This window comes from Nonomuraea sp. NPDC059007 (genome assembly GCF_042740555.1).
GTDB lineage: Bacteria > Actinomycetota > Actinomycetes > Streptosporangiales > Streptosporangiaceae > Nonomuraea.
In genome coordinates this window covers 203,255-227,085 of sequence record NZ_JBHYJD010000010.1, presented here as the reverse complement: position 1 = coordinate 227,085, position 23,831 = coordinate 203,255, and the positions used below count along the sequence as shown (strand labels likewise).

Here is a 23,831-nt window from a genome sequence, read left to right as displayed (position 1 = left end):
TGCCGGGTCATGGCGTGCGTGGTGGCGGTGGACGTGGGCGGAAGGCAGGCACGCCAGGGCTGGCGGTCAGGTCAGGTAGTCCGCCGGGATGTCGGCCATCTGGGCCCGGAGTTCCTCGCCCAGCGCCTTGGCCTGCGGGTCGAGCCGCGGGCTTGCCGCCACTCCTCGCCCCAGCAGCCCGTGGACGACGAAGTTGACCGCGTTGAGGTTGGGCAGCTCGTACCGGTCGAGGCGGTATCCGGCCAGCCGGGGCAGCAACTCCCGGAGCCGGTCGGCGGTCAGGTAGGCGGCCAGCCAGCCGTACTGGGCGGGCGATCGCACCCACACGCCCAGGTTCGCGTTCCCGCCCTTGTCGCCCGACCGGGCCCCGGCCACCCGGCCCAGCGGCGCCCGCGCGGTGGGCCCGCCGGTGTAGGCGGGCGCCTCGGCCGCCGTCCCGTCGAAACCGCCCGTGTGCTCGGCTCCGGCGGGCACCTCCACCGGTGTCCCGTCCACCGTCACCCGCGCCCGCACCGAGCCGGCGGGCACGAGAACGGGCCAGTACACCCCATAGGGTGAGGCGTTCCCCGGCGGCGTGAGCCCGTAGAAACCCGGATAGCTGGCCAGCCCGGTCTCCACCACCGCCGAGGAGAACGCGCGCCCGGCCACCTTTGCGTCGGCCGACATGACGGTGATCCGCAGCAGCGGCGGATCGACGCTCACGTCCACGTCGTCGAACGCCTCGCGTGGCACCCGGGCCCAGATCGCCTCCTGCGCCACCCGCGCCTTCTCCTCCAGGTCCAGGCCGGTGAGCATCAGCGTCATCGTGTTGCGGTAGCCGCCCAGGTAGTTGACGGCCACCTTCAGCGTGTCCGGCGGCGGCGAGCCGCGTACGCCGCTGACGCGGACCCGGTCGGGCGCCTCCTGCTCCAGCGTGACGGTGTCGAAGTGGGCGGTGACGTCGGGGCCGAGGTAGCGGGGGCCGCCGATCTCGTACAGGAGCTGGGCGGTCACGGTGCCGACCGTGACGGCGCCGCCGGTGCCCGGGTGCTTGGTGATCACCGAGGAGCCGTCGGACTCCAGTTCGGCGATCGGGAAGCCGCAGTGCGTCAGGCCGGGGATCTCGGTGAAGAACGCGTAGTTGCCGCCGGTGGCCTGGCAGCCGCACTCGATGACGTGCCCGGCGGCCACCGAACCGGCGAGCGCGTCGTAGTCGGTGGGGCGCCAGCCGTACCGCCAGATGCCGGGGCCCGTGACCAGGGCGGCGTCGGTGACGCGGCCGGTCACCACCACGTCGGCGCCGGCCGTGAGGGCGGCGGCGATGGGGCGCCCGCCGAGGTAGGCGTTGGCGGTCAGCGGGGTGGCGTCGAGCTTCTCGCCGGTGTCGGCGTTCGTGAGGTCGAGGTCGCGGCCGGTCAGGTCGTCGCCGCTGACGGCCGCCACGGAGGCGCTCAGCCCCAGGCGGGCGGCCAGGTCGGTGACGGCGGCCGCGCAGCCCTCAGGGTCGAGCCCGCCCGCGTTCGAGACGATCTTGATGCCTCGCTCCAGGCAGGTGCCCAGCACCTCCTCCACCTGCTTGAGGAAGGTGGGGGCGTAACCGGGGCGGCCCTTCAGGCGGTTGCCGGCCAGGATGAGCATGGTCAGCTCGGCCAGCCAGTCGCCGGTCAGCACGTCGATCGGGCCGCCCTCGACCATCTCGCGGGCCGCGGACAGGCGGTCGCCGTAGAAGCCGCTGCAGTTGGCCACGCGCAGGGTCATGGCACCCACTTCGGCGGGCGCTTGTCCACGAAGGCGGCGATGCCCTCCTGGCCCTCCTCCGAGGTGAAGCGCTGCGCGGACAACGCGGTCATCTGCCGCAGGCCCTCCTCGAACGACACCTGCGGGATGTCGCGGACCATCCGCTTGGTGATCGCGAGCGCCTCGGGGCCGCCCTTGAGGAGCATCTCGGCGTAGCGCGCCACCTCGGCGTCCAGCCTGTCCCCGGGTACGGCCCGCGTCAGCAGCCCGATCTCCGCGGCACGGGCGGCGTCGAAGACCTCGCCGGTCAGGAAGTACTCGGCGGCGGCCCGGGGGTCCAGCCTGCGCAGCACCGGCACCGAGATCATCGCGGGTACGACGCCGAGCCGTACCTCCGTGAAGGCGAACGAGGCGGTGTCCGGCGCGATCGCGAAGTCGCACGCGGCGACCAGCCCGAGCCCGCCCGCCCGCGCGGTGCCGTTGAGGCGGCAGATGACCGGTTTGGGACTCTCCCAGATCAGCCCCAGGATCTCCGGGAACGACGCCGTCACCGGCGCGTCCCCCGCCCCCGCGGCCGGTTCGATGCGCTGCTCCTTCAGGTCGGCGCCCGAGCAGAAGACCGGGCCGGTGCCGGTCAGCACGATCAGGCGTACCTCCGGCTCGGCCAGCGCCCAGTTGAGCCTGGCCTCAAGGTCGCCGAGCAGGCGCACCGACAGGGCGTTGCGGTTCGGCGGAGAGTCCAGCGTGATCGTGGCGATGCCGCCGTCGAGCTCCTTGTGGACCAGACTGCTCACTCGTCCCCCTCCTGGATGATCGCCAGCACGCTGCCCGCCTCCACCTGCTGCCCCTTTTCCACGCGCAGGCCGGCGACGACGCCGTCGGCGGGCGCGGCGATCTGATGCTCCATCTTCATGGCCTCAAGCACCAGCACCACCTGACCCTTGGTCACGCGGTCGCCGGGCTCGACCTCCACGCGCAGCACGCTACCGGGCATGGGCGCGAGCAGTGATCCCGGGGCCACGTGCTCGACCGGCTCGGGCAGCCGGGGCAGCGGCGTCAGGCGGGCGGAGCCGACGTAGACGGCGTCGTCGTAGCGGGCGACGTCGTGGGCGTGCCTGATCCCGTCCCGCTCCAGCACCACACGGTACGGCGTCGCCGCCACGACCGTGACCCCCTCCGGCAAGGGCCGATAGACCACCTCGATCTCGGCGAACCTCGCGCGTTCCTCCTGCGAACGGACATTGCGCCAGCCGGCGGGCAGCGTGGCCAGGACCTTGGCCCCGGCCCGGTTGGCGGCGGCGAGGGCGAGGGCGGCGGCCAGGGCTTCCAGCTCGGTGGGTTCCGGGGTGGCGGTGAGATCGTGCTGGTCGAGGAAGCCGGTGTGGGTGGCGCCCGCGACGTAGTCCGGATTTTTCAGGATATTGAGGAGGAGGTCGCGGTTTGTGGTGAGGCCGTGGAGTTTGGCCTGTTTCAGGGCGCCGGTGAGTTTCCTGATCGCCACGTTCCGGGTGGCTCCGTGGGCGATCACCTTGGCCAGCACGGCGTCGTAGTGGGTGGAGACCACGGAGCCCGACTCGACCCCCGAATCCACCCGGACCGGGCCGTCGATCTCGAACCTGTGCAGGGTGCCGGACTGCGGGACGTAATGGGCGTCCTCCGCGTACAGGCGGACCTCGATCGCGTGGCCCGCCGGTTCCGGGGGCGCCTCCGGCAGGGCGGCGCCCTCCGCGACCTCAAGCTGGAGCCTGACCAGGTCGACGCCGTAGACCAGTTCGGTGACCGGGTGCTCCACCTGAAGGCGGGTGTTCATCTCCAGGAATGCCACGGTGTCGTCCTTGACCAGGAACTCCACGGTGCCGGCGCCGGTGTAGCCGATGGCGCGGGCGGCGCTGACGGCGGCCCGCTGGAGCCTGTCCCTCATCTCGCCGGAGATCGCGGGGGACGGGCACTCCTCCAGCACCTTCTGGTGCCGCCGCTGGACGCTGCACTCACGCTCGCCCAGGGCCCAGACGGTGCCGTGGGTGTCGGCCAGGATCTGTACCTCGATGTGCCGGGCACCCTCCAGCAACGGCTCCACGAACACCGTGCCGTCACCGAAGGCCGCCTCCGCCTCCCGCCGCGCCGAGGCCACCTCCCGCTCAAGCTCACCGGCCGACCGCACCACCCGCATCCCCCGCCCACCACCCCCGGCAGAAGCCTTGACCAACAGCGGATAAGCCACCCCACCCACGCCCTCCACGCCGACGCCCCCCGCGCCCATGCCCGCCTCGGACCCAACGCCCCCTGCGCCCGGGGCCGCCCCCTCCACCCCATGGCCCCCAGGCCGCAGGGTCGCCGCGTTCGCGCCAAGGCCCTCCGCCGTGGCGGCCGTGACCGCGTCCGCCACGCCCACGTGCACATCCGTCCGCATGTCCGCGCCAAGGGCCCCGTTGTCCGGGGCGGCCCGGTCCGCCTTGGCCGTGTCGGTGTTGGTCGGGCCATCCGTCGGGCCGGGCGTCGCCTCCGTTGTGTCGACGGTGTGCCCGACGGGTGGGCCGAGGGGCGTCGCGTTGGGGGTGGTCGTCTCGGTGGTCTGTTCTTCTGGGGTGCCGGGGGGTGTCGGGGCGGTGAGGGGTAGGGACGGCAGGACGGGGACGCCTGCCTCGGTCATCAGGCGTTTGGCCTCGACCTTGGAGCCCATGGCGGCGATCGACCCGGGGGAGGGGCCCACCCAGGTCAGGCCCGCGTCCAGGACCGCCTGGGCGAAGGCGGCGTTCTCCGACAGGAAGCCGTAGCCGGGGTGGATGGCGTCGGCTCCGGACATCCGGGCTGCCTCGATGATTCGGGAAATATCGAGATAGGTGGCGCTGGGGGTGACGCCGCTCAGCCGTACCGCGTGATCGGCTTCTGCCACGTGCGGCGCGTCCGCGTCGGCGTCGGAGAAGACGGCGACGGTCTCGATGCCGAGCTCGCGGCAGGTGCGGAAGACGCGGCGGGCGATCTCACCGCGGTTGGCGACGAGCAGGCGCGTGATCACGGTCATGGACGGAACACCCCATATCTCTGCGGTTCCGGCTCCGGCGCGTTGTTGATCGCCGACAGGCACAGTCCCAGCACGGTCCTGGTGTCGCGGGGGTCGATGACGCCGTCGTCGTAGAGGCGGCCCGACAGGAAGAACGGCAGTGACTCCGCCTCGATCTGCGCCTCGACCATGGCGCGCATGGCCGCGTCCTGTTCCTCGTCGTACGGCAGGCCGCGCGCCGTCGCCGAGGCCCGCCCCACGATGGACAACACCCCGGCGAGCTGGGCCGGTCCCATGACCGCCGACTTGGCGCTCGGCCAGGTGAACAGGAAGCGCGGGTCGTAGGCGCGGCCGCACATGCCGTAGTTTCCGGCGCCGTAGGAGGCGCCCATGGTGACGGTCAGATGCGGCACGCTGGAGTTCGACACCGCGTTGATCATCATGGCGCCGTGTTTGATGATGCCGCCCTGCTCGTACTCCTTGCCGACCATGTAGCCGGTGGTGTTCTGGAGGAAGAGGAGCGGGGTGCGCGACTGGTCGGCGAGCTGGATGAACTGCGTCGCCTTCTGCGACTCCTCGCTGAACAGGACGCCGCGGGCGTTGGCGAGGATGCCGATCGGGTATCCGTGGAGGGTGGCCCAGCCGGTGACGAGGGAGGGGCCGTAGAGGGGCTTGAACTCCTCGAAGGCGCTGCCGTCCACGATCCTGGCGATGACCTCGCGGGGGTCGAACGGGATCTTGAGGTCCTCGGGGACGATGCCGAGAAGCTCGTCGGCCGGATATTTCGGGTCATGGGTGGTTCCGGGGGTGGTGCCGAGTTTGCGCCAGCGCAGCGATTTCACGATATTTCGGCCTATGCGGAGGGCGTCATGCTCGTCCACCGCGAGATGGTCGGCCAGGCCGCTCGTGCGCGCGTGCATCTCCGCCCCGCCCAGCGACTCGTCGTCGGACTCCTCGCCGGTCGCCATCTTGACCAGCGGCGGACCACCGAGGAAGACCTTCGCGCGCTCCTTCACCATCACCACGTGGTCGCTCATCCCGGGCACATAGGCGCCGCCCGCCGTGGAGTTGCCGAACACCAGCGCGATCGTCGGGATGCCCGCCGCGCTCAGCCGCGTCAGCTCCCTGAAGATCTGCCCGCCCGGGATGAAGATCTCCTTCTGTGTCGGGAGGTCCGCTCCGCCCGACTCCACCAGATTCACGTACGGCAGGCGGTTGCGGAGAGCGATCTCCGACGCGCGCAACGTCTTCTTCAGCGTCCACGGGTTCGACGCCCCGCCCCGGACCGTCGGATCGCTGGCCGTGATCACGCACTCGACGCCCTCGATCACCCCGATCCCGGTCACCACGCTCGCCCCCACCGGGAAGTCGCTGCCCCAGGCGGCCAGCGGTGACAGCTCCAGGAACGGCGAGTCGGGGTCGACGAGGAGCTCGATGCGTTCCCTGGCGAGGAGCTTGCCGCGTTTGCGGTGCCGGTCGACGTACTTCTCACCCCCGCCCGCGACGGCCTTGGCGTGCTCGGCGTCCAGGTCGGCCAGCTTGGCGAGCATCGCCGCGCGCCGCTCCCGGTACTCCGCGCCGCCCGTGTCCAGCCTGCTCGTGATCATCGGGGCGGCTCCAGAAGGTCTGCGCCGGGAGGCGGAAGTGGCTCGGTGGACACGCCGGGGTGGAGCGGCGGTGAAGTTGACGTCGGCGTCAAGCCGATGGCGCGGGCCCAGAGCTTGGTCAGCAGGTCCACGGCGGCCGCCTCGTCGGCGTGCTCGCCCAGGTCCAGCCATACGTGGGCGAAGTGCTCCACCATGCCGCCCAGCATGATCGCGGTCAGCCTGGGGTCGAGCGTGGGGTCGGCCAGGCCCTGGTCCTGGAGGCGGCGCAGGCCCTCGGCGCCCCGCCGGACGAACACCTCGCGCAGCTCCAGCAGCAGGCCGGCGAAGCTCTCGTCGGTGGTGGCGGCCTGTTCGAGCATCCTGACCAGGCGGGAGTTGGCCGCCCAGGCGCGCAGGTAGAGGCGGTTGGCCGCCTCTATCCGCTCATACGGCGCGCCGGAGGCCGCCGGGCCGACGACGCTGGCGGTGAACATCTCGCCCACCACCACCCCGGCGACCTCCCTGAACAGGGCTTCCTTGGAGTCGAAGTACGTGTAGAAGGTGCCGTGGGAGACGCCGGCGCGGGCGCACACGTCGTCGATGCGGACGGCGTCGAGCGGCTGGGCCGCGAACGCCTCCCGGCCGGCATCGACCAGAGCGGCCCTGGTCCTGCGGCCGCGGGCGGTCAGCACCTCAGACTTGACGATCACGTCAACTACCCTACGACCGCCGTCCCGGCCAACGGAAGACCCAACCGGATGCGCGCCGTACCCCATGGGCGGAAATGACGGCGGCGCCGCCCCCGAAGAGGGGAGCGGCGCCGCCGGGAGGGGGTCTAACCGCAGTGGCTCCAGCCGGACTTCCAGGACAGGTTGCCCCAGGAACCGCCCCAGATGACGCACTTCTTGAGTGCGGCCAGGCGGACCGGGCCGGCGTAGGCGGTGAACGAGCCCGGGTTCGAGCCGGAGCCGCCGCCCTTGACCTGGAGGATCGCGTTCATCGGCATCTTGGCCGGGTACATCAGGCGCGACATCGTGACGACGCAGTTCTTGCCCTGTGCCGAGTTGTACATCAGGTAGATGGTCGCCTTGTCGCCCAGCGCGTGGGAGTTGACCGTCTTGAAGCCGGAGCCGCAGACCTGGCCGACCGTGTACGGGTTCGGCTTGGTGCTGGGCTTCGGAGTCGGCTTGGGGGTCGGCTTGATCGTCGGCTTCGGGGTCGGCTTGGGCTTGGATGTCGGTTTGGCCGTCGGTTTGGTCGGCGGCTTCGTGGTGGGCTTCGTCGTCGGCTTGGGCTGGTCGGACGGCGGGTCGGTGGTCTCGCCGCCGGGGTCCACCTGGTTCTCGGACTTGCTGGGCGTGGTGGTGGGCTTCTTCGAGGAGGGCTTGTCCGACGGGCGCGTCTCGTGCTTGGGCGGGTTCGTCGGGTTGGGTTGCTGGTTCCTGGACTGCACCGGTTCCGGCAGCGTCTCCAGCGACGGCTCCTCGAACGTCGGGTCCTCGCTCGGGAGCAATTCGGTGGGCTCGCCCTGCGTGGGCTCATTCGAGGGTACGGCGGGCAGATCCGTCACCACCGGCGGCTGCTGCCCGGCATCGCCGGAACCGTCGCCCGCCGGGGTCGGCGACTCGTCGGAACCGAGGGCGTTGACCAGTGTGACCGGCGTCTGGCCGTTCTGCGCGGCGATGACGACACCGCCGACGACGAGCAGCGCCACCGCGGCCACGCCGGACAGCGCGTAGGTCAGCGTCCGGCGGCTGCGGGTGGCGGGGTCGGCCTTGCCGCCGTTGCCTCCCTGCTGCCCGGCGACCGCGGCCGCCATGGGCCCGCCTGGCCCGCCTTGGGTGGGTACACCGGGTCCGGGCCCCCCACGCTGTCCTGGTGCGGTGGGGTGACCCTGCTGCGGCCCGAACATCCCCGGCCGGCCTTGAGGATGCGCCTGTCCAGGACCTTGCGGCCCGGATGGACCCTGAGGCCCGGAGGGAGCGTGGGGTCCGGAGGGACGCGCTCCTGGTGCGTTCGGCCCAGGTGCCGCGCCGGACGCCGCCTGCGCACCGGCGACCGCGCCAGGCACGGCCTGAGGGCCGGAAGGAGCGCTCGGGGCGGAAGTGGGCATACCGGCCACGGGCTGCTGGGAGGGGCCGTTCGGACCGGGAGCGGGCATACCGGCCACGGGCTGAGAGGGGCCATGCGGACCGGAAGCCGGCTGCGGGCCGGGGACGGCCTGAGCCCCGGTGACAGGTACGGGGTTGTCCGGGATCGGACGGACCTGGGCCGTGGGTCCGGTGACGGGCTCGACCGCGGCGCGGGGGACCGGCTGGCCGGTGAGGCGGACGATGATCTGGTCCGCGGTCGGCCGGACGGCGGGGTCCTTGGAGAGACACGCGGCCACCAGTTCGGCCATCGTCCCGTCCAGGCCGACGATCTCGGGCTCCTGGTGGAGGATCCGGTTCATGACCACGGGGATCGAGTCCGACCCGAACGCGGGCCGCCCGGACGCGGCGAACACCATCGTGACGCCCCACGCGAACACGTCCGCCGCCTCGGACACCGGAGCGCCGCTCAACTGCTCGGGAGCCAGGTACGACGGCGTCCCCATCGCCATCCCCGTAGCCGTGGCGCCGGGGGAGTCCAGAGCACGCGCGATACCGAAGTCGATCACGACAGGACCCTCGGGCCCCATGAGGACGTTCGCGGGCTTGAAGTCCCGGTGCAGGATCCCGGCGCGGTGGATGGCCGCGAGCGCGGTGGCCGTACTGATGGCGAGCCGTTCGAGCGCGGCACCGCGGCGCGGCCCCTCCTGGTCGACGAGCTGACGCAACGACGGCCCGGCCACGAACTCACTCACGATGTACGGCCGGCTGCCCTCCAGATCGGCATGAAGCACCGGAGCGGTACAGAACCGGGCCACCCGCTGCGCGACCGCGACCTCCCGGAGGAACCGGTCACGAGCGGTCGGATCGGCGGCCAGCGCATGATGCAGCAGCTTGACCGCGACCTGCTCACCGGAGTCAGATTTGCCCAGGTAAACAATGCCTTGGCCACCCTCGCCGAGCCGGGCGACGATGTCGTACGCACCCAGCCGTCGCGGGTCGTCCGCCGCCAACGGCTGGTACTGATTCACGTCGGACCCCCATAAGTCATCAATAGATGGGGCAAAACGCTACCAGTGTGCTACTTGGTGCGTCTGCCGACCTGAGAGATCTTTCACGTTTTAACCCGGTGCTAACGCAACCCACCCGCCAGTCAAGAAGGTGTTTACCCGATCGCTCCGGCGCGCGAATCCGGGGGCCGACCAGGCGTTGCCGTACCGGAAAAGGGGTCAGATGGCCTTGCCGGGGTTGAGGATGCCCAGCGGGTCGAAAACCGCCTTGATGCCGTGATGGATCTCCTCCACGACCTCGCCCGTCTCCAACGCCAGCCACCGCTTCTTCAGCAGCCCCACCCCGTGCTCACCGGTCAGCGTGCCGCCGAGCGCGAGCGCGCGGGTGAACACCTCGTCGGCCGCCGCCCACACCTCGGGCGGGGGCTCCGCGGCGCCGCGGTCGAAGATGAAGACCGGGTGCAGGTTGCCGTCCCCCGCGTGGGCGACGGTGCAGATCTTCACGCCATGCCGTACGGCTGCCGCCTCGATCGCGCCGATCATGTCGGGCAGGACCGAGCGCGGCACGCACACGTCCTCCACGAGGCAGGCGCCCAGGCGCTCCTTGGCGTGGTAGGCCATGCGGCGCACGCCGATCAGCTCCTCGGCCTCGGCCGGAGACGACGAGACCGCCACGAAGGCCGCGCCGTGCGCCTCGCAGACCTCCTGCATGCGCGCGACGGCCGCCGCCGAGTCAGTGGCGTCGGACTGGCCGATCAGCATCGCCATCGTCCCCGCCTCCAGCCCGATGCTGCGCATGTCGTCGATGGCCTCCAGCGTGGCGCGGTCGAGCAGTTCCAGCAGGGACGGCTGGCAACCGGCCGCCATGATGGCCGACACCGCGGCGCCCGCCTCGCGCAGCGAGCCGAACTCGGCCGCGAACGTCGCCGGCGGCGCCTCCGGAGCCCTGCGCAGGCGTACGGTCGCCGCGGTGATCACCCCGAGCGTTCCCTCGGAGCCGACGAACAGGCCGGTCAGGTCGTAGCCGGTGACGCCCTTCATCGTGCGGCGGCCGGTGTTCAGCACCCGGCCGTCGGCCAGCACGACTTCCAGGCCGAGCGCGGAGTCGCGGGTCACGCCGTACTTGACGCAGCGCAGCCCGCCGGCGTTCGTGGCCAGGTTGCCGCCGATGGTGGAGATCTCGTAGGAGGAGGGATCGGGCGCGTACATGAGGCCGTGCGCACGCGCCGCCCGGTCCAGATCGGCGGTGATCACCCCCGGCTCGACCACGGCGATCTCGTCGGCCGGCGACAGTTCGCGGATGGCCGTCATCCTGGCCAGGGAGAGCACGATCGAACCGTCGCCCGCCGTCGCCGCCCCGGCCAGCCCCGTCCCCGCACCGCGCGGCACCACGGGCACCCGGTGCTCACTGGCCCACCGAAGCGTGGTCACCACGTCCTCACGCGACCCGGCGAGAACCACGCCGAGAGCCTTGCCCGGCTCACAGAACGTCTTGTCACGGGCGTAGGAGTCGATCACATCAGGGTCGGTAAGTACGCGTCCGTCCGGAAGGCGGTCGATCAAGGTATCAATCACGCTCACAGGAGAACCTTACGGTTTGCGCTGGCCACGGCTTCCGGCCAGACTGCACCAGGTGGATGTGACGTGCCCGGTGTGTTCCCAGGCTGATCAGGTGGCCTCGGTGCCGGGGGTCGTCGCCGCCGGCACGACGTACAAAATCGGCCGCGTACGTCTGCCCGGTGACAAACAGGTCCATGACCTGCCCACCGCACCCGCCCTGGGCGTCTCCAAGCGCGCGATGAGCCGAACCCAGCTCGCGGTCTGGCTCTCCTTCCCCAGCCGCCACTACACGCCATGGGCCCGCAACCAGGGCTACCTGATGCTGCTGGGCGCCGCACTGGTGCACCTGGTGGTCGCGCTGGTCATCGCGATGGGCGGAAACGCGTCCTGGGGCGAGGTACTGCTGGCGCCGTTCTGCCTGACCGGCCTCTTCTGGATCTTCGGCACGTTCTTCGTGGTCGGCTCGTACGGCGCCCGCAAACGCGACGACGCCGAAACCCCGGCCAGGGAACGCGCGATAGAGGTCTGGCACGGCCTGTACTACTGCACCCGCGACAACGCCGCCTTCGAACCCGGAGTGGGCGTGTCCTTCCACCCCAGCGAAACCCGCGAGTACATCTTCGGCTTCCGCCGCTGACCCACCCCACCCCACCCGCCCCGGGACCAGGGCCAGGACAGGGGAGAAGGGACCGGGCTGGAGGCGGGAGGAGGGCCGGCACGAGGGGCGTGGCGAGGGCCGGGGGCGGGGTGTGTGCGGAGCGTTAGGTCGGTGCGGGCATGCCCGTGCTTGTCGCTCTTCCGCGCCGAGACGGCGGGAAGTCCGGCGGTGGTGTTCGGCGCGCCGGTACGGCGGCCCGTGCGGGGCACGGAACCCGGCCGGCGAACCGCCGTAACGGCGAGCACCACGTCAGACTGCCGGCCGACCCCGCACGGATGCGAGCCCACGACGGCGGGAGGCGCCCACTGGGCTGCGCCGTAACGGATAAGAGCGCAGCAAACAGCGGCCGAAAGCAATCAGAATCGCGCGATCAGAATCGCGCGATCACTGCGCGGCCAGGCGGATGCAGGTGACGAGGCCCTGCATGGCTTGTTCGACTTCGTCCAGGCTGGGGAAGGTAGGGGCGATCCGGATGAAGCGGTCGGACGGGTCGTGGCCATAGGGATGGGTGGCGCCTGCGGGCGTCAGGGCGATGCCCGCGTTCTTGGCCAGCTCGACCACCCGTCCGGCATGGGGCACCTCGAGAGTGATGAAGTACCCGCCCTTCGCGCTGGTCCAGGAGGCGAGGTCGTCCAGTTCCTTCGACAGGATCTGGTCCACGATCGCGAACTTCGGCCCGATCAGCTCGGCGTGCTTGCGCATGTGCGCCGCCACCCCGGCGCCGTCGCGCAGAAACTCCACGTGCCGCAGCTGGTTGATCTTGTCGGGCCCGATCGACTGCTTGGCCGTGTTGGCCAGGAACCACGCGACGTTCGCCGGCGACGAGCCGAAGAACGACACCCCGCTCCCCGCCATCGTCACCTTCGACGTCGAGCCGTAGACGAACACCCGGTCGGCGTTGCCGTGCGCGGCGCTCAGGGCCGGCAGGTCGGCGATCTCGGCGTGGTCCTCGGTCAGATGGTGCACCGCATAGGCGTTGTCCCAAAAAATCCGGAAATCGGGGGCGGCGGTGCGCATCGACGCCAGCCTCCGCACCGTCTCGTCGCCGTACACGATCCCCGAGGGGTTGCTGTACTTCGGCACGCACCACATGCCCTTGACGCTCGCGTCCTCGGCCACGAGCCGCTCGACGACGTCCATGTCCGGCCCGTCGGCGTTCATGGGCACCGCGACCATCTTGATCCCGAGTCGCTCACAGATCGTGAAATGCCGGTCATATCCGGGAACGGGGCAGAGGAAGGTGATCTCGCCGGCCTCCACCCACCGCACCGGCGCGCCCGGCACCGGGCTCAGCAGCGCGTGCACCACCGTGTCGTGCATCATCGTGAGGCTGGAGTTGCCGCCCACCACCAGCTGCTCCGCCGGGACCTGCAGCAACGGCCCGAACAACTCCCGCAACTCGGCCAGCCCCTGCAGGTTGCCGTAGTTGCGCCCGTCCATGCCGTCCCTGGCGACATAGGACGTGGGCAGCGTCAGCATCGCGTCGGCGAGATCGAGCTGGCGCGGCGACGGCTTCCCCCTGGTGAGGTCAAGCTTGAGGCCCCGGCTGACCAGGGCGTCGTAGTCGCGCTGTGCGTTCACGTGATCTCCTCCGATCGAGTCGCTACGAAGGATAGAAGACGCAGGGGTCAGCAGCCGCCGATCGCGCACAACTTGGCCGCCATCCGCCTGGCGTCCCGCTCGTGCCGTGCCATCGTGCGCAGCGGCTTGGCGGCGTTGGCCAGGTCCCAGTAGAGGGCCACGGCCGCGCCCCGCCGTACCGCCACGAACTGCTGTGTCTGCGGGACCTTGCCCTTGATCTTCAGCACCCCGCCCACGGCCTCCTCGCCGATCCGCGGCGCGCTCGCCCTGATCTGCGCGCAGCCCTTCATCAGCTTGCGCATCCCGGCCATCATCGCCCGCGCCCCGCTCGCCTTGGTGAAGACGAACACCTGCTCGCCGCGGATCGCGTTGGTCTTCTCGCCGCCGCCGATCTCGGTGTCGTAGGTGAGGTCACGCCGCGCCGACCAGCCCTTGAGGGTCGCGGGGCGGCACTGCGCGTTCCAGACGTCCTCGTGCTTGGCGCCCTCGACGAGGATCCAGTGCTCGCCGCCCGCGTCGGCGCGCGCCTGCTTCTCATAAAGGAGGAAATTTCTCGGGATGGACGGCTTCGCCTGCGCCGCCTGCCCCGTGAACAACCCCGCCACCACGACCCCGGCGCACACCAGCGCGACCCTCTTCATCCTCTGCCCTTCCGTAAGCCTGATCTTCGCCAGGGTAATTGCGCCGATGCTGCGGTTGGCGTGGAATGGGGTCATCGGGGGCACCGCGTCGGAGGGAGCTGCCGTGACGACCGTCCGCGAGACCTCTATCGAGCGCGTACGGCGCCGCCGTACGGGCACCGTGATCGTCTCCTGGATGTCGACCACCGACCACAAGGTCATCGGGTACCTGTACCTGATCACCTCGTTCGTGTTCTTCCTCGTGGCCGGGCTCATGGCCATGGTGATGCGGGCCGAGCTGGCCCAGCCGGGCATGCAACTGGTCAGCCAGCAGCAGTACAACCAGCTGTTCACCATCCACGGCACGGTCATGCTGCTGCTGTTCGCGACGCCGCTGTTCGCCGGGTTCGCCAACGTGGTGATGCCGTTGCAGATCGGGGCTCCCGACGTGGCGTTCCCGCGGCTGAACGCGGTGGCGTACTGGCTGTTCCTGTTCGGCGGGATCATGGTGCTGGCCGGGTTCGTCTCGCCGGGTGGCGCGGCCGACTTCGGCTGGTTCGCCTACACGCCGCTGTCGACCGCCACGTACTCGCCGGGGCTCGGCGGCGACCTGTGGATCATGGGTCTCGCGCTCTCGGGGCTCGGGACGATCCTCGGCGCGGTCAACTTCATCACCACGATCATCGGCATGCGGGCGCCGGGCATGACCATGTTCCGGATGCCGCTGTTCACCTGGAACACGCTGCTGACCAGCATGCTCGTGCTGATGGCCTTCCCGGTGCTGGCGGCGGCGCTGCTGGTGCTGGAGTCGGACCGCAAGCTCGGCACCCAGGTGTTCGCGCCGGAGAACGGCGGGGCGATGCTCTGGCAGCACCTGTTCTGGTTCTTCGGCCATCCCGAGGTCTACATCATCGCGCTGCCGTTCTTCGGCATCATCACCGAGGTCATCCCGGTCTTCAGCCGCAAGCCGATCTTCGGCTACATGGGGCTGGTCGGGGCGACGATCGCGATCGCCGGGCTGTCGATGACCGTGTGGGCGCACCACATGTTCCCGACCGGGCAGGTGCTGCTGCCGTTCTTCGCCTTCATGACCTTCCTCATCGCGGTGCCGACGGGCGTGAAGTTCTTCAACTGGATCGGCACGATGTGGCGGGGCCATCTCAGCTTCGAGACGCCGATGCTGTTCGCCGTCGGGTTCCTGGTGACGTTCCTGCTGGGCGGGCTGACCGGCGTCATCCTGGCTGCGCCGCCGCTGGACTTCCACATCTCCGACACCTACTTCGTCGTGGCCCACTTCCACTACGTGGTCTTCGGCACCGTGGTGTTCGCGATGTTCTCCGGCTTCTACTTCTGGTGGCCGAAGATGACCGGCCGGATGCTCGACGACCGGCTCGGCAAGGTGCACTTCTGGACGCTCTTCGTCGGCTTCCACACGACGTTCCTGATCCAGCACTGGCTGGGGACGCTCGGGATGCCGCGCCGCTACGCCGACTTCGGCGCCGCCGACGGCTTCACCACGCTCAACGAGATCTCCTCGGTGGGCGCCTTCCTGCTCGGCGCCTCGACGCTGCCGTTCCTCTACAACGTCTGGAAGACCGCCAGGCACGGGGCGAAGGTCACCCTGGACGACCCGTGGGGCTACTGCAACTCGCTGGAGTGGGCGACGTCCTGCCCGCCGCCGCGCCACAACTTCGTCAGCATCCCGCCGATCCGCTCCGAGCGTCCCGCCTTCGACCTGCACTATCCCCGCGAGCCGGCGCCGGCCCAGCCCCCGCCCGTGGAGCAGCCGCAAACCGGGAGAGACATCTGACCTATTCAGGAGGTCCTCGTGGTGCTTGTGTGGAGATGACATTTCGCCTTTCTAGGGAGATCGGCGATGACAGGCACCAAAATCCCCTTCACCCCCGAACAGGCCCCCTGCGGGAAACGATCCGGCGGTGAGCGCCTCGTCGACGACGACGGCTACGGCCTGGTCATCAGGGATCAGTTCTTCGAGTGCGGCTGCCGCAGGATCCGCCACGAGTACCACGACGGCAGCATCCATCTGTCCGCCATCCGGCACGACGGCAAGCGGGTGAAGGACCCCATCGAACCCGACCACGGGAAGTGACGCCCATGATCGATGTGCTCATCGTCGGAGGGGGCGGCGCCGGGCTCCGCGCGGCCATCGCGGTCGCCGAGGCCGACCCGGAGCTGAGCGTGGCGGTCGTGTCGAAGGTCTACCCGATGCGCAGCCACACGGTCTCGGCCGAGGGCGGCGCCGCCGCAGTGATCGCGGCGGGGGACTCCCTGGACGAGCACTGCTACGACACCGTCTCCGGCGGCGACTGGCTCTGCGACCAGGACGCCGTCGAGGCCTTCGTGGCCGAGGCGCCCCGGGAGCTGATCCAGCTGGAGCACTGGGGCTGCCCGTGGAGCCGGGAGGGCGACGGGCGGGTGGCGGTGCGGCCGTTCGGCGGGATGAAGCGCGAGCGCACCTGGTACGCCGCCGACAAGACCGGCTTCCACCTGCTCCACACCCTGTTCCAGACCACCATGAAATACGGCGAGATCTGGCGCTACGACGAGTGGTTCGTCACCAAGCTGATCGTCGACGACGGCCGCGTCCACGGCGTCGTGGCCGTCGAGATCAGGACCGGGCGCATCGAGACCATCGCCGCCCGCACCGTCATCCTGGCCACCGGCGGCTGCGGCCGGGTCTTCCCCTTCACCACCAACGCCGCCATCAAGACCGGCGACGGCATGGCCCTGGCCTACCGGGCCGGGGCGCCGCTGAAGGACATGGAGTTCATCCAGTACCACCCGACGGGCCTGCCGTTCACCGGCATCCTCATCACCGAGGCGGCCCGCGCCGAGGGCGGCTGGCTGATCAACAAGGACGGCTACCGCTACCTCCAGGACTACGACCTGGGCAAGCCGACGGAGAAGCCCAAGCTGCGCAGCATGGAGCTGGGCCCGCGCGACCGCCTCTCGCAGGCGTTCGTGCACGAGCAGCGGCGCGGCCGCACCGTCGAGACGCCCTACGGCCCCGTCGTCTACCTGGACCTGCGCCACCTGGGCGAAGGCAAGATCGACGCCAGGATCCCGTTCGTGCGCGAGCTGTGCCGCAGCTACCAGAACCTCGACCCGGCCACCGACCTCATCCCGGTCCGCCCGGTCGTGCACTACGTGATGGGCGGCGTCCACACCGACCTGGACGGCGCCACTCCCATCGCCGGCCTGTACGCGGCGGGCGAGACCGCCTGCGTCAGTATCAACGGCGCCAACCGGCTCGGCTCCAACTCGCTGCCCGAGATCCTCGTCTTCGGCCGCAGAGCCGGTACGGCCGCCGCCGCCTTCGCCCGTGCGCACCGGCGGGCGGAGCCGCCCGCCGTGCGCGCGCAGGGGGAGGACGAGCGACGGCGGCTGGAGCGCGCGCGGGAGGGCCACCACGGCGGCGACCGCATCGCGGACCTGCGCGAGCGGATGCAGCACACGCTGGAGGGCGCGGCCGGGATCTACCGCACCGGCGCCGAGCTGGCCAAGGCCGTGGACACGCTGGCCGAGCTGCGCGAGCGGGCGGACGGCGCGCGGATGGACGACACCAGCGCCACCTTCAACACCGAGCTGATCAACCTGCAGGAACTGCACACGATGCTGGACGTGGCCCAGACGATCGCCGCCTGCGCGCTCAACCGGCGCGAGTCGCGCGGCGCGCACCAGCGCACCGACTACGAGGCGCGCGACGACACGGAGTTCCTGGCGCACTCGCTCGTCTACCGCGCGCCCGACGGCGCGCCGTCCGTCGGGCTGCTGCCCGTGACGATCACCCGCTGGCCTCCCGGCGAAAGGGTTTATGGCCGTGACTGAGGCGAAACACCACGAGGCACGCCAGGCCACCACGCGCACCATCACCCTCGAAGTCACCCGATACCGGCCGGGCCAGGACAGCGTGCCCGTGCTGGAGAGCTTCGACGTGCCGCTCATGGACGACTGGGCGGTGCTCGACGGGCTCAACTACATCAAGGACCAGCTCGACGGGACGCTGTCGTTCCGCTGGTCGTGCCGGATGGGCATCTGCGGCTCGTGCGGCATGAACGTCAACGGCGAGCCCCGGCTGACCTGCGGCACGTTCTTCACCGAGTTCGGCGACGGGCCGATCAGGATCGAGCCGCTCAAGGGCTTCCCGATCATCCGCGACCTGGTGGTGGAGGTCGACGACTTCCTCGACAAGCTGCGGCACGTGAAGCCGTGGCTGATCAGGGAGGGCGAGGAACTGCCGCTGACGACCGAGCACGCGCAGACCCCGGCGCAGCTTGAGGCGTACAAGCAGTACTCGATGTGCATCAACTGCATGCTCTGCTACTCGGCCTGCCCGGTCTACGTGCTCGACCCCGACTTCCTCGGCCCGGCCGCGATCGCGCTGGCCCAGCGCTACGAGCTCGACTCGCGCGACATGGGCGACCGCTTCGACATGCTCAACCTGGACGAGGCGGTGTGGGGGTGCACGTTCGTCGGCGAATGCACCCGGGTCTGCCCCAAGCACGTCGATCCGGCCGAGGCGATCCAGCGCTACAAGGTCACGGCCGCGATGCGGTCCATCCTCCCTTGGAGCAGGCGATGACGACGGCGTACCGGCCGCCGCGCGACCACGCGTGGTTCCTGCGCAACCGGAACTACACGGTGTTCGTGGCGCGCGAGCTGACCAGCGTGTTCGTGGCGTGGGCGATCGTCTTCCTGATGATCGTCATCGACGCCGTGCTGAACGGCGGCGACCCGGCCGCCTTCGCCGGGCAGCCGTGGGTGATCGTGCTCAACGTGGTCGCGCTGGCCGCCACGACCTTCCACGCGGTGACGTTCCTGAACCTGGCCCCCAAGGCGACCGTCGTCCGGCTGGACGGCTACCGCCTGCCCGCCTGGATGATCCAGGGCGGCAACCACTCCGCCTGGCTGCTGATCTCGGCGGTCATCGCCTACTTCGTGCTGAGGACGCCATGAGCCGGCGGCGCACGGCCGAGCCGTACCTGTGGCTGTTGTTCAGCGGCGGGGGAGTAGTGGCCGCGCTCCTGCTGCCCGTGCTGGTGCTGCTGTTCGGGGTGCTCATGCCGCTCGGCGTGCTCGACTGGCCGTCCACGCCGCATCTGACCGCGCTTCTTGACCCGGTTCCGGTACGGCTGGCCCTGGTGGCCGTCATCGTCCTGTGCCTGTTTCACGCGGCGCACCGGATCCGGCACACCAGTGAGGAACTTCTGAGCGTGGCCAGATTCGACCTGTTCATCGCGCTGCTCTGTTATGGCGGCGCTATTGCGGGCGGCACTCTGGCCGTGCTTCTGCTGTTCTGAAATTCCCCACTGATACATCACATTTCCCGAAAGGGCTTTACGATCACTTGACCTTGGGCTTAGCGTCCGCTTTGTGCCAAGCAGACGCTACTTAGCCACAGTCCCCGCGCTCACCCTCATCGCCACGGGACTCGCCGTCGCACCCGCGGACGCCTCTATCGCGAGGTACGTCCCCAGCGCGGCAGACGCCTACATCAACTACGCACCGCCCCGGGTGGAGAAGACCCTCGCGGATCCGCCGGCGCCGGGCTCGCCCGCCGCCCGCAGCCTCTCCCCGGCGCAGAAGTTCGACCAGAAGTTCACCAGCGGCAACCCGGTCGCCGGCCGCGTCCTGGCCGCCCGGGAGAACGAGGCCATCAGAACCGGCCGCAACCCCGCCGACTGGATCTTCAAGAAGTCGAAGCAGACCAAGACGGCCAAGCTGCTGACCCTGCTCGTGGAGTTCAACGAGAACGCCAACGACGACTTCTCCGGCTACAACCGCCTGCGCACGCCCGACAGCGCGCCCGACGACTGCGTCGTGGAGCCGCCGGGCACCAAGATGAACGGCCCGCTCCACAACAACATCCCCGACCCGGCGAGCCTGCCCCAGAAGGACAACAACTCCTTCTGGGTTCCCGACTTCAGCCCCGCGCACTTCAACAAGATGCTCTACACCGACAAGGGCATCACCGAGCGCGTGCGCAAGGACCTCAAGGACCCGCGCGACGGCCGCCCCGGCATCGACATCTCCGGCCACACCATGAAGAAGATGTACGAGGAGATGTCCAAGGGCGCCTACTCCGTCACCGGCTCCGCCGTCGGCTGGATCAAGGCCCCGCACTCCGAGGCGTGGTACGGCGCGGCCGCCTGCGGTGGCGCACCCCAGGACATGTCCGGCCACCCGGACAACCCGCTGGGCGCCGGCCAGCTCGCCATCGACGCGGTCAACGTCCTGGCGCAGACGCAGCCCGGCTTCAACTGGGCCGAGTACGACCAGGAGGACACCTCCGACGCCGACGGCGACGGCAACTTCGCCGAGCCCGACGGCGTGATCGACCACCTGGTGCTCGTCCACGCCGGCAAGGACAAGTCCTCCGACGGCGGCAAGGAGGGCACCTACGCGATCTGGGCGCACTCCAGCGCGGTCGCCGGCGGCTACCAGGTCCCCGGTACCGACAAGAAGATCTCGAACTACATCGTGCAGCCCGAGGACTCCGGCGTCGGCGTCTTCGCCCACGAGTACGGCCACGACCTCGGCCTGCCCGACCTGTACGACACCAGCGGCGCGGGCAGCTCCTCCGTCGACTTCTGGGACCTGATGTCCAGCGGCTCGCACTCCGGCCCGATCTTCCAGTCGATGCCGACGCACATGGGCCTGTGGGACAAGTGGGTCCTCGGCTGGGCCAACCCCAAGACGCTCAACCCCGGTGACGCCGGCAAGCTGGTCACCGTCGGCCAGTCCTCGCGCACGCCCAAGTTCACCGCCGACGGCATCCGCGTCAACCTGGCCAGCCAGCCGCTGAAGATGATCGACGCCCACAGCGGCGCCAACGCCTGGTGGTCCGGCATGGACCAGGAGTGGGCCAACGTCAAGGTCACCCGCGACGTGCAGGTGCCCGCCGGAAGCGACCTGCGCTTCTGGATGTGGAACAACTACGAGATCGAGGCCGACTGGGACTACGGCTTCGTCGAGGTCTCCACCGACGGCGGCAACACCTGGACCCAGCAGAAGGTCTTCAACGAGGCCGGCCAGGAAGTCACCACCCCGGACGACTACCCGGACCCGAACAAGAACCTCAAGACGTTCGGCAACAAGAAGTACGGCCTCACCGGCAACACCGACGGCTGGCGGCACGACTACGTCAACCTGACCCCGTTCGCCGGCCAGACCGTCAAGCTGCGCCTGGCCTACAACACCGACGCCGCCTCCACCCCGCGCGGCTGGCACGCCGACGACTTCCAGCTCACCAACGGCGGCACCGCCGTGTGGAGCGACGACGTCGAGGGCGGCGAGAACGGCTGGAAGGCCACCGGCGGCACGTTCACCAACACCAGCGGCCAGGGCTGGACCGTGAACAACGGCTCGCGCGAGATCTCCCGCTTCTACCTCGCCGAGTGGCGGAACTTCGACGGCTTCGACAAGGGCCTGCAGTACGCCTACGACACCACCTACTCGCGCGACGGCGCGTGGAACGTGCAGAAGGTCAAGTACAACGCGCCCGGCCTGCTGGTCTGGCTCCGCGACTCGACCTACACCAACAACGTGATCATCCCGAGCCTGGAGCAGCTGCCCAGCATCGGAGCCAAGGGCAGCCTGCTGGTCGTGGACTCCCATTACGAGCCGCTGCGCCGTACCGGGACCGCGGCGGCCAAGGACCCGAGCCGCAACAAGAACCTGGAAGGCCGCTCCCAGACCTCCAACGCCGCGTTCTCCTTCAACAAGACCTACCCGTTCAAGGAGTGCCTGGAGGCGCCGGACGAGCCGTTCAGCGAGTACTGCTCGGACATCGCCGCGCTGAAGGGCGTGCCGAACTTCACCGACGCGAAGACCTGGTACCCGGGCTTCGAGCTGCAGAACGGCTCGCTGTTCTACCGCGACTTCGACGCGTCGGCGGTCGTCCCCGCCAAGGGCGACCAGCAGTACAGCACGCGCGTCGTCAACTTCGACGGCACCCCCGCCCCCGACCTGTACGGGACCGACATGGGCCACGGCCACAAGCTCGGCACCGGCAACCCGGGTGACGAGGGCAAGGCGCTGGGCGTCCAGTTCAAGCTGGTCAGCCCCCTGCCCGGCAACCTCGGAGCCATCGTCCAGGTCGTCGCGCCCAAGAAGTGATCGTAGGGGCCGCTCCGGCGGCCCTACGATGAGGGACCATGACGGACCTTAGGACCAAGGCGGAGCACACCGCGGCCATCCGGCGGGAGCGCCGGGTGGCCGTGGTGATCAACACTCGCTCGCGCCGCGGTCGCCGCCACTATTTCGAGGCGCTCGACCTCATCCACGGTCTGGGCTTCGAACCACTCGCCGAGTTCTCGGTGCTCAAGCCCAAGCGGTTGCGCGAGCATCTCGACAGGGCGCTGGCCACCCAGCCCGACCTGCTGATCGTCGGGGGCGGTGACGGCACCCTGTCGTCGGCCGTGCGCCACATCGCTCACCGCGACGTCGCGCTCGGCGTGCTCCCGCTCGGCACCACCAACAACTTCGCCCGCAGCCTCGGCCTGCCGCTCGACCTGGCCGGCGCGATCAACGTCTTCGCCACCGGCAAGGTCGCCGACATCGACCTCGGCATGGCCGACGACCGCCCGTTCGCGAACCTGGCCAGCTTCGGCGTCTCCGTCGAGGTGGCCGGCAAGGTCAAGCCGTGGCTCAAGCGCATCATCGGGCGCCCCGCCTACCCGCTGACGGCGCTGACGATCCTGCCGGGCCACCGGCCGTTCCGCGCCTTCATCACCGTCGACGGCCAGCGCCACGAGCTCCTCACCCACCAGCTCAACATCGCCAACGGCCGCTTCCACGGCGGCTGGCAGGTGGCCAAGGACATCAGCATCGACAACGGCCAGCTCGTCGCCTACCAGCTCGGCTCCGGCAAGAAGCTGCGGCTGCTCGGCGAGACGCTCGTGCGGGCGGCGTCCGGCCGCTGGCGCAGCATGGCGGGCGGGCCGTTCGTGACCGGCCGCGAGATGCTGCTGGAGACCGAACCGCCGATGGCCGCCGACGTCGACGGTGAGGTGCGCCTACGCACCCCCATCAGGCTGCGCGTGGTGCCCAACGGGGTGCGCGTGATGGTCCCGGAGACCTTCGAGGATCGCTGAGATCCGCTCCAGCGTGAGCGGCCGCGTCAGCATCTCGCGCAGGCGGGCGCGCGAGCGCGCCCGGTTCTCCTCGCCCTCCGCCGGATCGCTCGCCCGCCGCGCGTAGAACTCCAGCAGATGCCCCTGTACGGCCACGCGCATCGAGAAGTCCTCCGGCCGGGTCACCCGCGCCGGACCGCCCGCCGCCACATAGGCGGGGTAGACTCCGGGGTCGCGGGCCACGATCGCGGCCAGCTCCCAGGCGGGCACGGCTGGACCGCAGTTCTCCCAGTCCAGGACGGTGAGCACGCCCTGGGCGGACATGCGCAGGTTCTCCTCGTTGAGGTCGCGATGGCAGGTCGTCACCCGCGCCGGATCCGGCTCGGCGACGATCGCCTCCACCGCGACGAGGTCGTCCAGCCAGGTGCGCAGCGCGTCCTCCCACTCCTGGCGGCGCGAGATCGCGGCGATCCCCGCCCACCCCTCCGCGCCGAGCGGGGCGGCGAACCAGCCGGGCACCGGGCCGCGGGCGGCGTGCCGTACGCGATGGACGCTCGCGGTCGCCGCGCCCAGCTGGGCGGCGGTGATCTCGCCGGCGGCGAGCTCGGCCCACTCATAGACCCTCAGGTCGTACGGCCGCGCCCGCAGGATCACCCGCCCGCCGCGGTCCACGACCGGGGCCGGAAGCACCACGCCGGCCGCGGCGGCGGCACGCTGGAAGGCCACGTCGGCGGCGGCGTCGTGCTCGGCCACGTCGATGAGCGACTCCTTGACCGCCCACGAACCCCGGTCGGTGTCCACCCGCCAGATCAGGCCCAGTTCGCCGCGTGCCGCGTAGACCGGTTCCGCCGTCACCTCGCCCAGCTCGAACTCCCGCGCCACCCGCTCGGCCGTCTCGATCAGCATGCGCCGAC

General features: G+C 70.2%; 19 protein-coding genes. 9 read left to right on the top strand and 10 right to left on the bottom strand.

Annotated elements, in window-relative coordinates:
- Positions 1–66 precede the first annotated feature (66 nt).
- The 7 genes from ACFWY5_RS19240 to ACFWY5_RS19210 all read right to left on the bottom strand — a co-directional run bounded on the left by ACFWY5_RS19240 (position 67) and on the right by ACFWY5_RS19210 (position 10,984).
- Entirely contained in the window at positions 67–1,737 is a 1,671-nt protein-coding gene (locus tag ACFWY5_RS19240) for an acyclic terpene utilization AtuA family protein (protein ID WP_379613333.1), read from the bottom strand.
- Complete coding sequence (locus ACFWY5_RS19235) at positions 1,734–2,510, bottom strand: enoyl-CoA hydratase-related protein (protein ID WP_379613332.1); 777 nt, start codon at positions 2,508–2,510, stop codon at positions 1,734–1,736. The genes ACFWY5_RS19240 and ACFWY5_RS19235 overlap by 4 nt, the downstream gene beginning before the upstream one ends.
- Positions 2,507–4,738, bottom strand: coding sequence for a biotin carboxylase N-terminal domain-containing protein (locus tag ACFWY5_RS19230; protein ID WP_379633349.1), 2,232 nt, complete (start codon positions 4,736–4,738; stop codon positions 2,507–2,509). Before ACFWY5_RS19230 ends, ACFWY5_RS19235 begins: the two co-directional genes overlap by 4 nt.
- The gene (locus ACFWY5_RS19225; protein WP_379613330.1) at positions 4,735–6,324 is read right to left on the bottom strand and encodes an acyl-CoA carboxylase subunit beta; all 1,590 of its coding nucleotides are present in this window, start codon (positions 6,322–6,324) and stop codon (positions 4,735–4,737) included. The genes ACFWY5_RS19230 and ACFWY5_RS19225 overlap by 4 nt, the downstream gene beginning before the upstream one ends.
- Complete coding sequence (locus ACFWY5_RS19220) at positions 6,321–7,013, bottom strand: TetR/AcrR family transcriptional regulator (RefSeq protein ID WP_379613329.1); 693 nt, start codon at positions 7,011–7,013, stop codon at positions 6,321–6,323. Before ACFWY5_RS19220 ends, ACFWY5_RS19225 begins: the two co-directional genes overlap by 4 nt.
- A 125-nt stretch (positions 7,014–7,138) precedes the next feature.
- The gene (locus tag ACFWY5_RS19215) at positions 7,139–9,424 is read right to left on the bottom strand and encodes a protein kinase (protein ID WP_379613328.1); all 2,286 of its coding nucleotides are present in this window, start codon (positions 9,422–9,424) and stop codon (positions 7,139–7,141) included.
- A 198-nt stretch (positions 9,425–9,622) separates the two neighbouring features.
- Positions 9,623–10,984: an FAD-binding oxidoreductase gene (locus ACFWY5_RS19210; protein WP_379613327.1), complete on the bottom strand. Its 1,362-nt coding sequence runs from the start codon at positions 10,982–10,984 to the stop codon at positions 9,623–9,625.
- A gap of 91 nt (positions 10,985–11,075) precedes the next feature.
- On the opposite strand from ACFWY5_RS19210, the gene ACFWY5_RS19205 reads away from it, so the two are divergent.
- Entirely contained in the window at positions 11,076–11,600 is a 525-nt protein-coding gene (locus ACFWY5_RS19205; RefSeq protein WP_379613326.1) for a hypothetical protein, read from the top strand.
- Positions 11,601–12,005: 405 nt separating this feature from the next.
- Here ACFWY5_RS19205 and ACFWY5_RS19200 read toward each other — a convergent pair whose 3' ends face one another.
- Together ACFWY5_RS19200 and ACFWY5_RS19195 are read right to left on the bottom strand one after the other, a co-directional pair.
- Positions 12,006–13,202 (bottom strand): aminotransferase class I/II-fold pyridoxal phosphate-dependent enzyme, encoded by a 1,197-nt coding sequence (locus ACFWY5_RS19200; RefSeq protein WP_379613325.1) that lies wholly within the window; start codon positions 13,200–13,202, stop codon positions 12,006–12,008.
- 47 nt (positions 13,203–13,249) lie between these two features.
- Entirely contained in the window at positions 13,250–13,843 is a 594-nt protein-coding gene (locus tag ACFWY5_RS19195) for a hypothetical protein (protein WP_379613324.1), read from the bottom strand.
- 103 nt (positions 13,844–13,946) lie between these two features.
- Here ACFWY5_RS19195 and ctaD point away from each other — a divergent pair, with 103 nt between their 5' ends.
- The 8 genes from ctaD to ACFWY5_RS19155 all read left to right on the top strand — a co-directional run bounded on the left by ctaD (position 13,947) and on the right by ACFWY5_RS19155 (position 22,938).
- The gene (ctaD, locus tag ACFWY5_RS19190) at positions 13,947–15,632 is read left to right on the top strand and encodes a cytochrome c oxidase subunit I (RefSeq protein ID WP_379613323.1); all 1,686 of its coding nucleotides are present in this window, start codon (positions 13,947–13,949) and stop codon (positions 15,630–15,632) included.
- A 66-nt stretch (positions 15,633–15,698) separates the two neighbouring features.
- The gene (locus ACFWY5_RS19185) at positions 15,699–15,932 is read left to right on the top strand and encodes a hypothetical protein (protein ID WP_184962500.1); all 234 of its coding nucleotides are present in this window, start codon (positions 15,699–15,701) and stop codon (positions 15,930–15,932) included.
- A gap of 5 nt (positions 15,933–15,937) precedes the next feature.
- The gene (gene frdA / locus ACFWY5_RS19180) at positions 15,938–17,671 is read left to right on the top strand and encodes a fumarate reductase (quinol) flavoprotein subunit (protein ID WP_379633347.1); all 1,734 of its coding nucleotides are present in this window, start codon (positions 15,938–15,940) and stop codon (positions 17,669–17,671) included.
- Positions 17,664–18,425, top strand: coding sequence for a succinate dehydrogenase iron-sulfur subunit (gene sdhB, locus ACFWY5_RS19175; protein WP_379613321.1), 762 nt, complete (start codon positions 17,664–17,666; stop codon positions 18,423–18,425). The genes frdA and sdhB overlap by 8 nt, the downstream gene beginning before the upstream one ends.
- On the top strand, positions 18,422–18,799 hold the full coding sequence (locus ACFWY5_RS19170; RefSeq protein WP_379633345.1) for a hypothetical protein: 378 nt from the start codon (positions 18,422–18,424) through the stop codon (positions 18,797–18,799). Before sdhB ends, ACFWY5_RS19170 begins: the two co-directional genes overlap by 4 nt.
- On the top strand, positions 18,796–19,143 hold the full coding sequence (frdD, locus tag ACFWY5_RS19165) for a fumarate reductase subunit FrdD (RefSeq protein ID WP_379613319.1): 348 nt from the start codon (positions 18,796–18,798) through the stop codon (positions 19,141–19,143). The genes ACFWY5_RS19170 and frdD overlap by 4 nt, the downstream gene beginning before the upstream one ends.
- A 73-nt stretch (positions 19,144–19,216) precedes the next feature.
- Positions 19,217–21,961, top strand: coding sequence for an immune inhibitor A domain-containing protein (locus ACFWY5_RS19160; RefSeq protein WP_379613318.1), 2,745 nt, complete (start codon positions 19,217–19,219; stop codon positions 21,959–21,961).
- A 38-nt stretch (positions 21,962–21,999) separates the two neighbouring features.
- Positions 22,000–22,938, top strand: coding sequence for a diacylglycerol/lipid kinase family protein (locus ACFWY5_RS19155; protein WP_379633343.1), 939 nt, complete (start codon positions 22,000–22,002; stop codon positions 22,936–22,938).
- Here the strand turns inward: ACFWY5_RS19155 and ACFWY5_RS19150 are convergent.
- Positions 22,861–23,823, bottom strand: a complete 963-nt coding sequence (locus tag ACFWY5_RS19150) for a phosphotransferase (RefSeq protein WP_379633341.1) — start codon at positions 23,821–23,823, stop codon at positions 22,861–22,863. The two genes, ACFWY5_RS19155 and ACFWY5_RS19150, sit on opposite strands and share 78 nt — an antisense overlap.
- Positions 23,824–23,831: the final 8 nt, after the last annotated feature.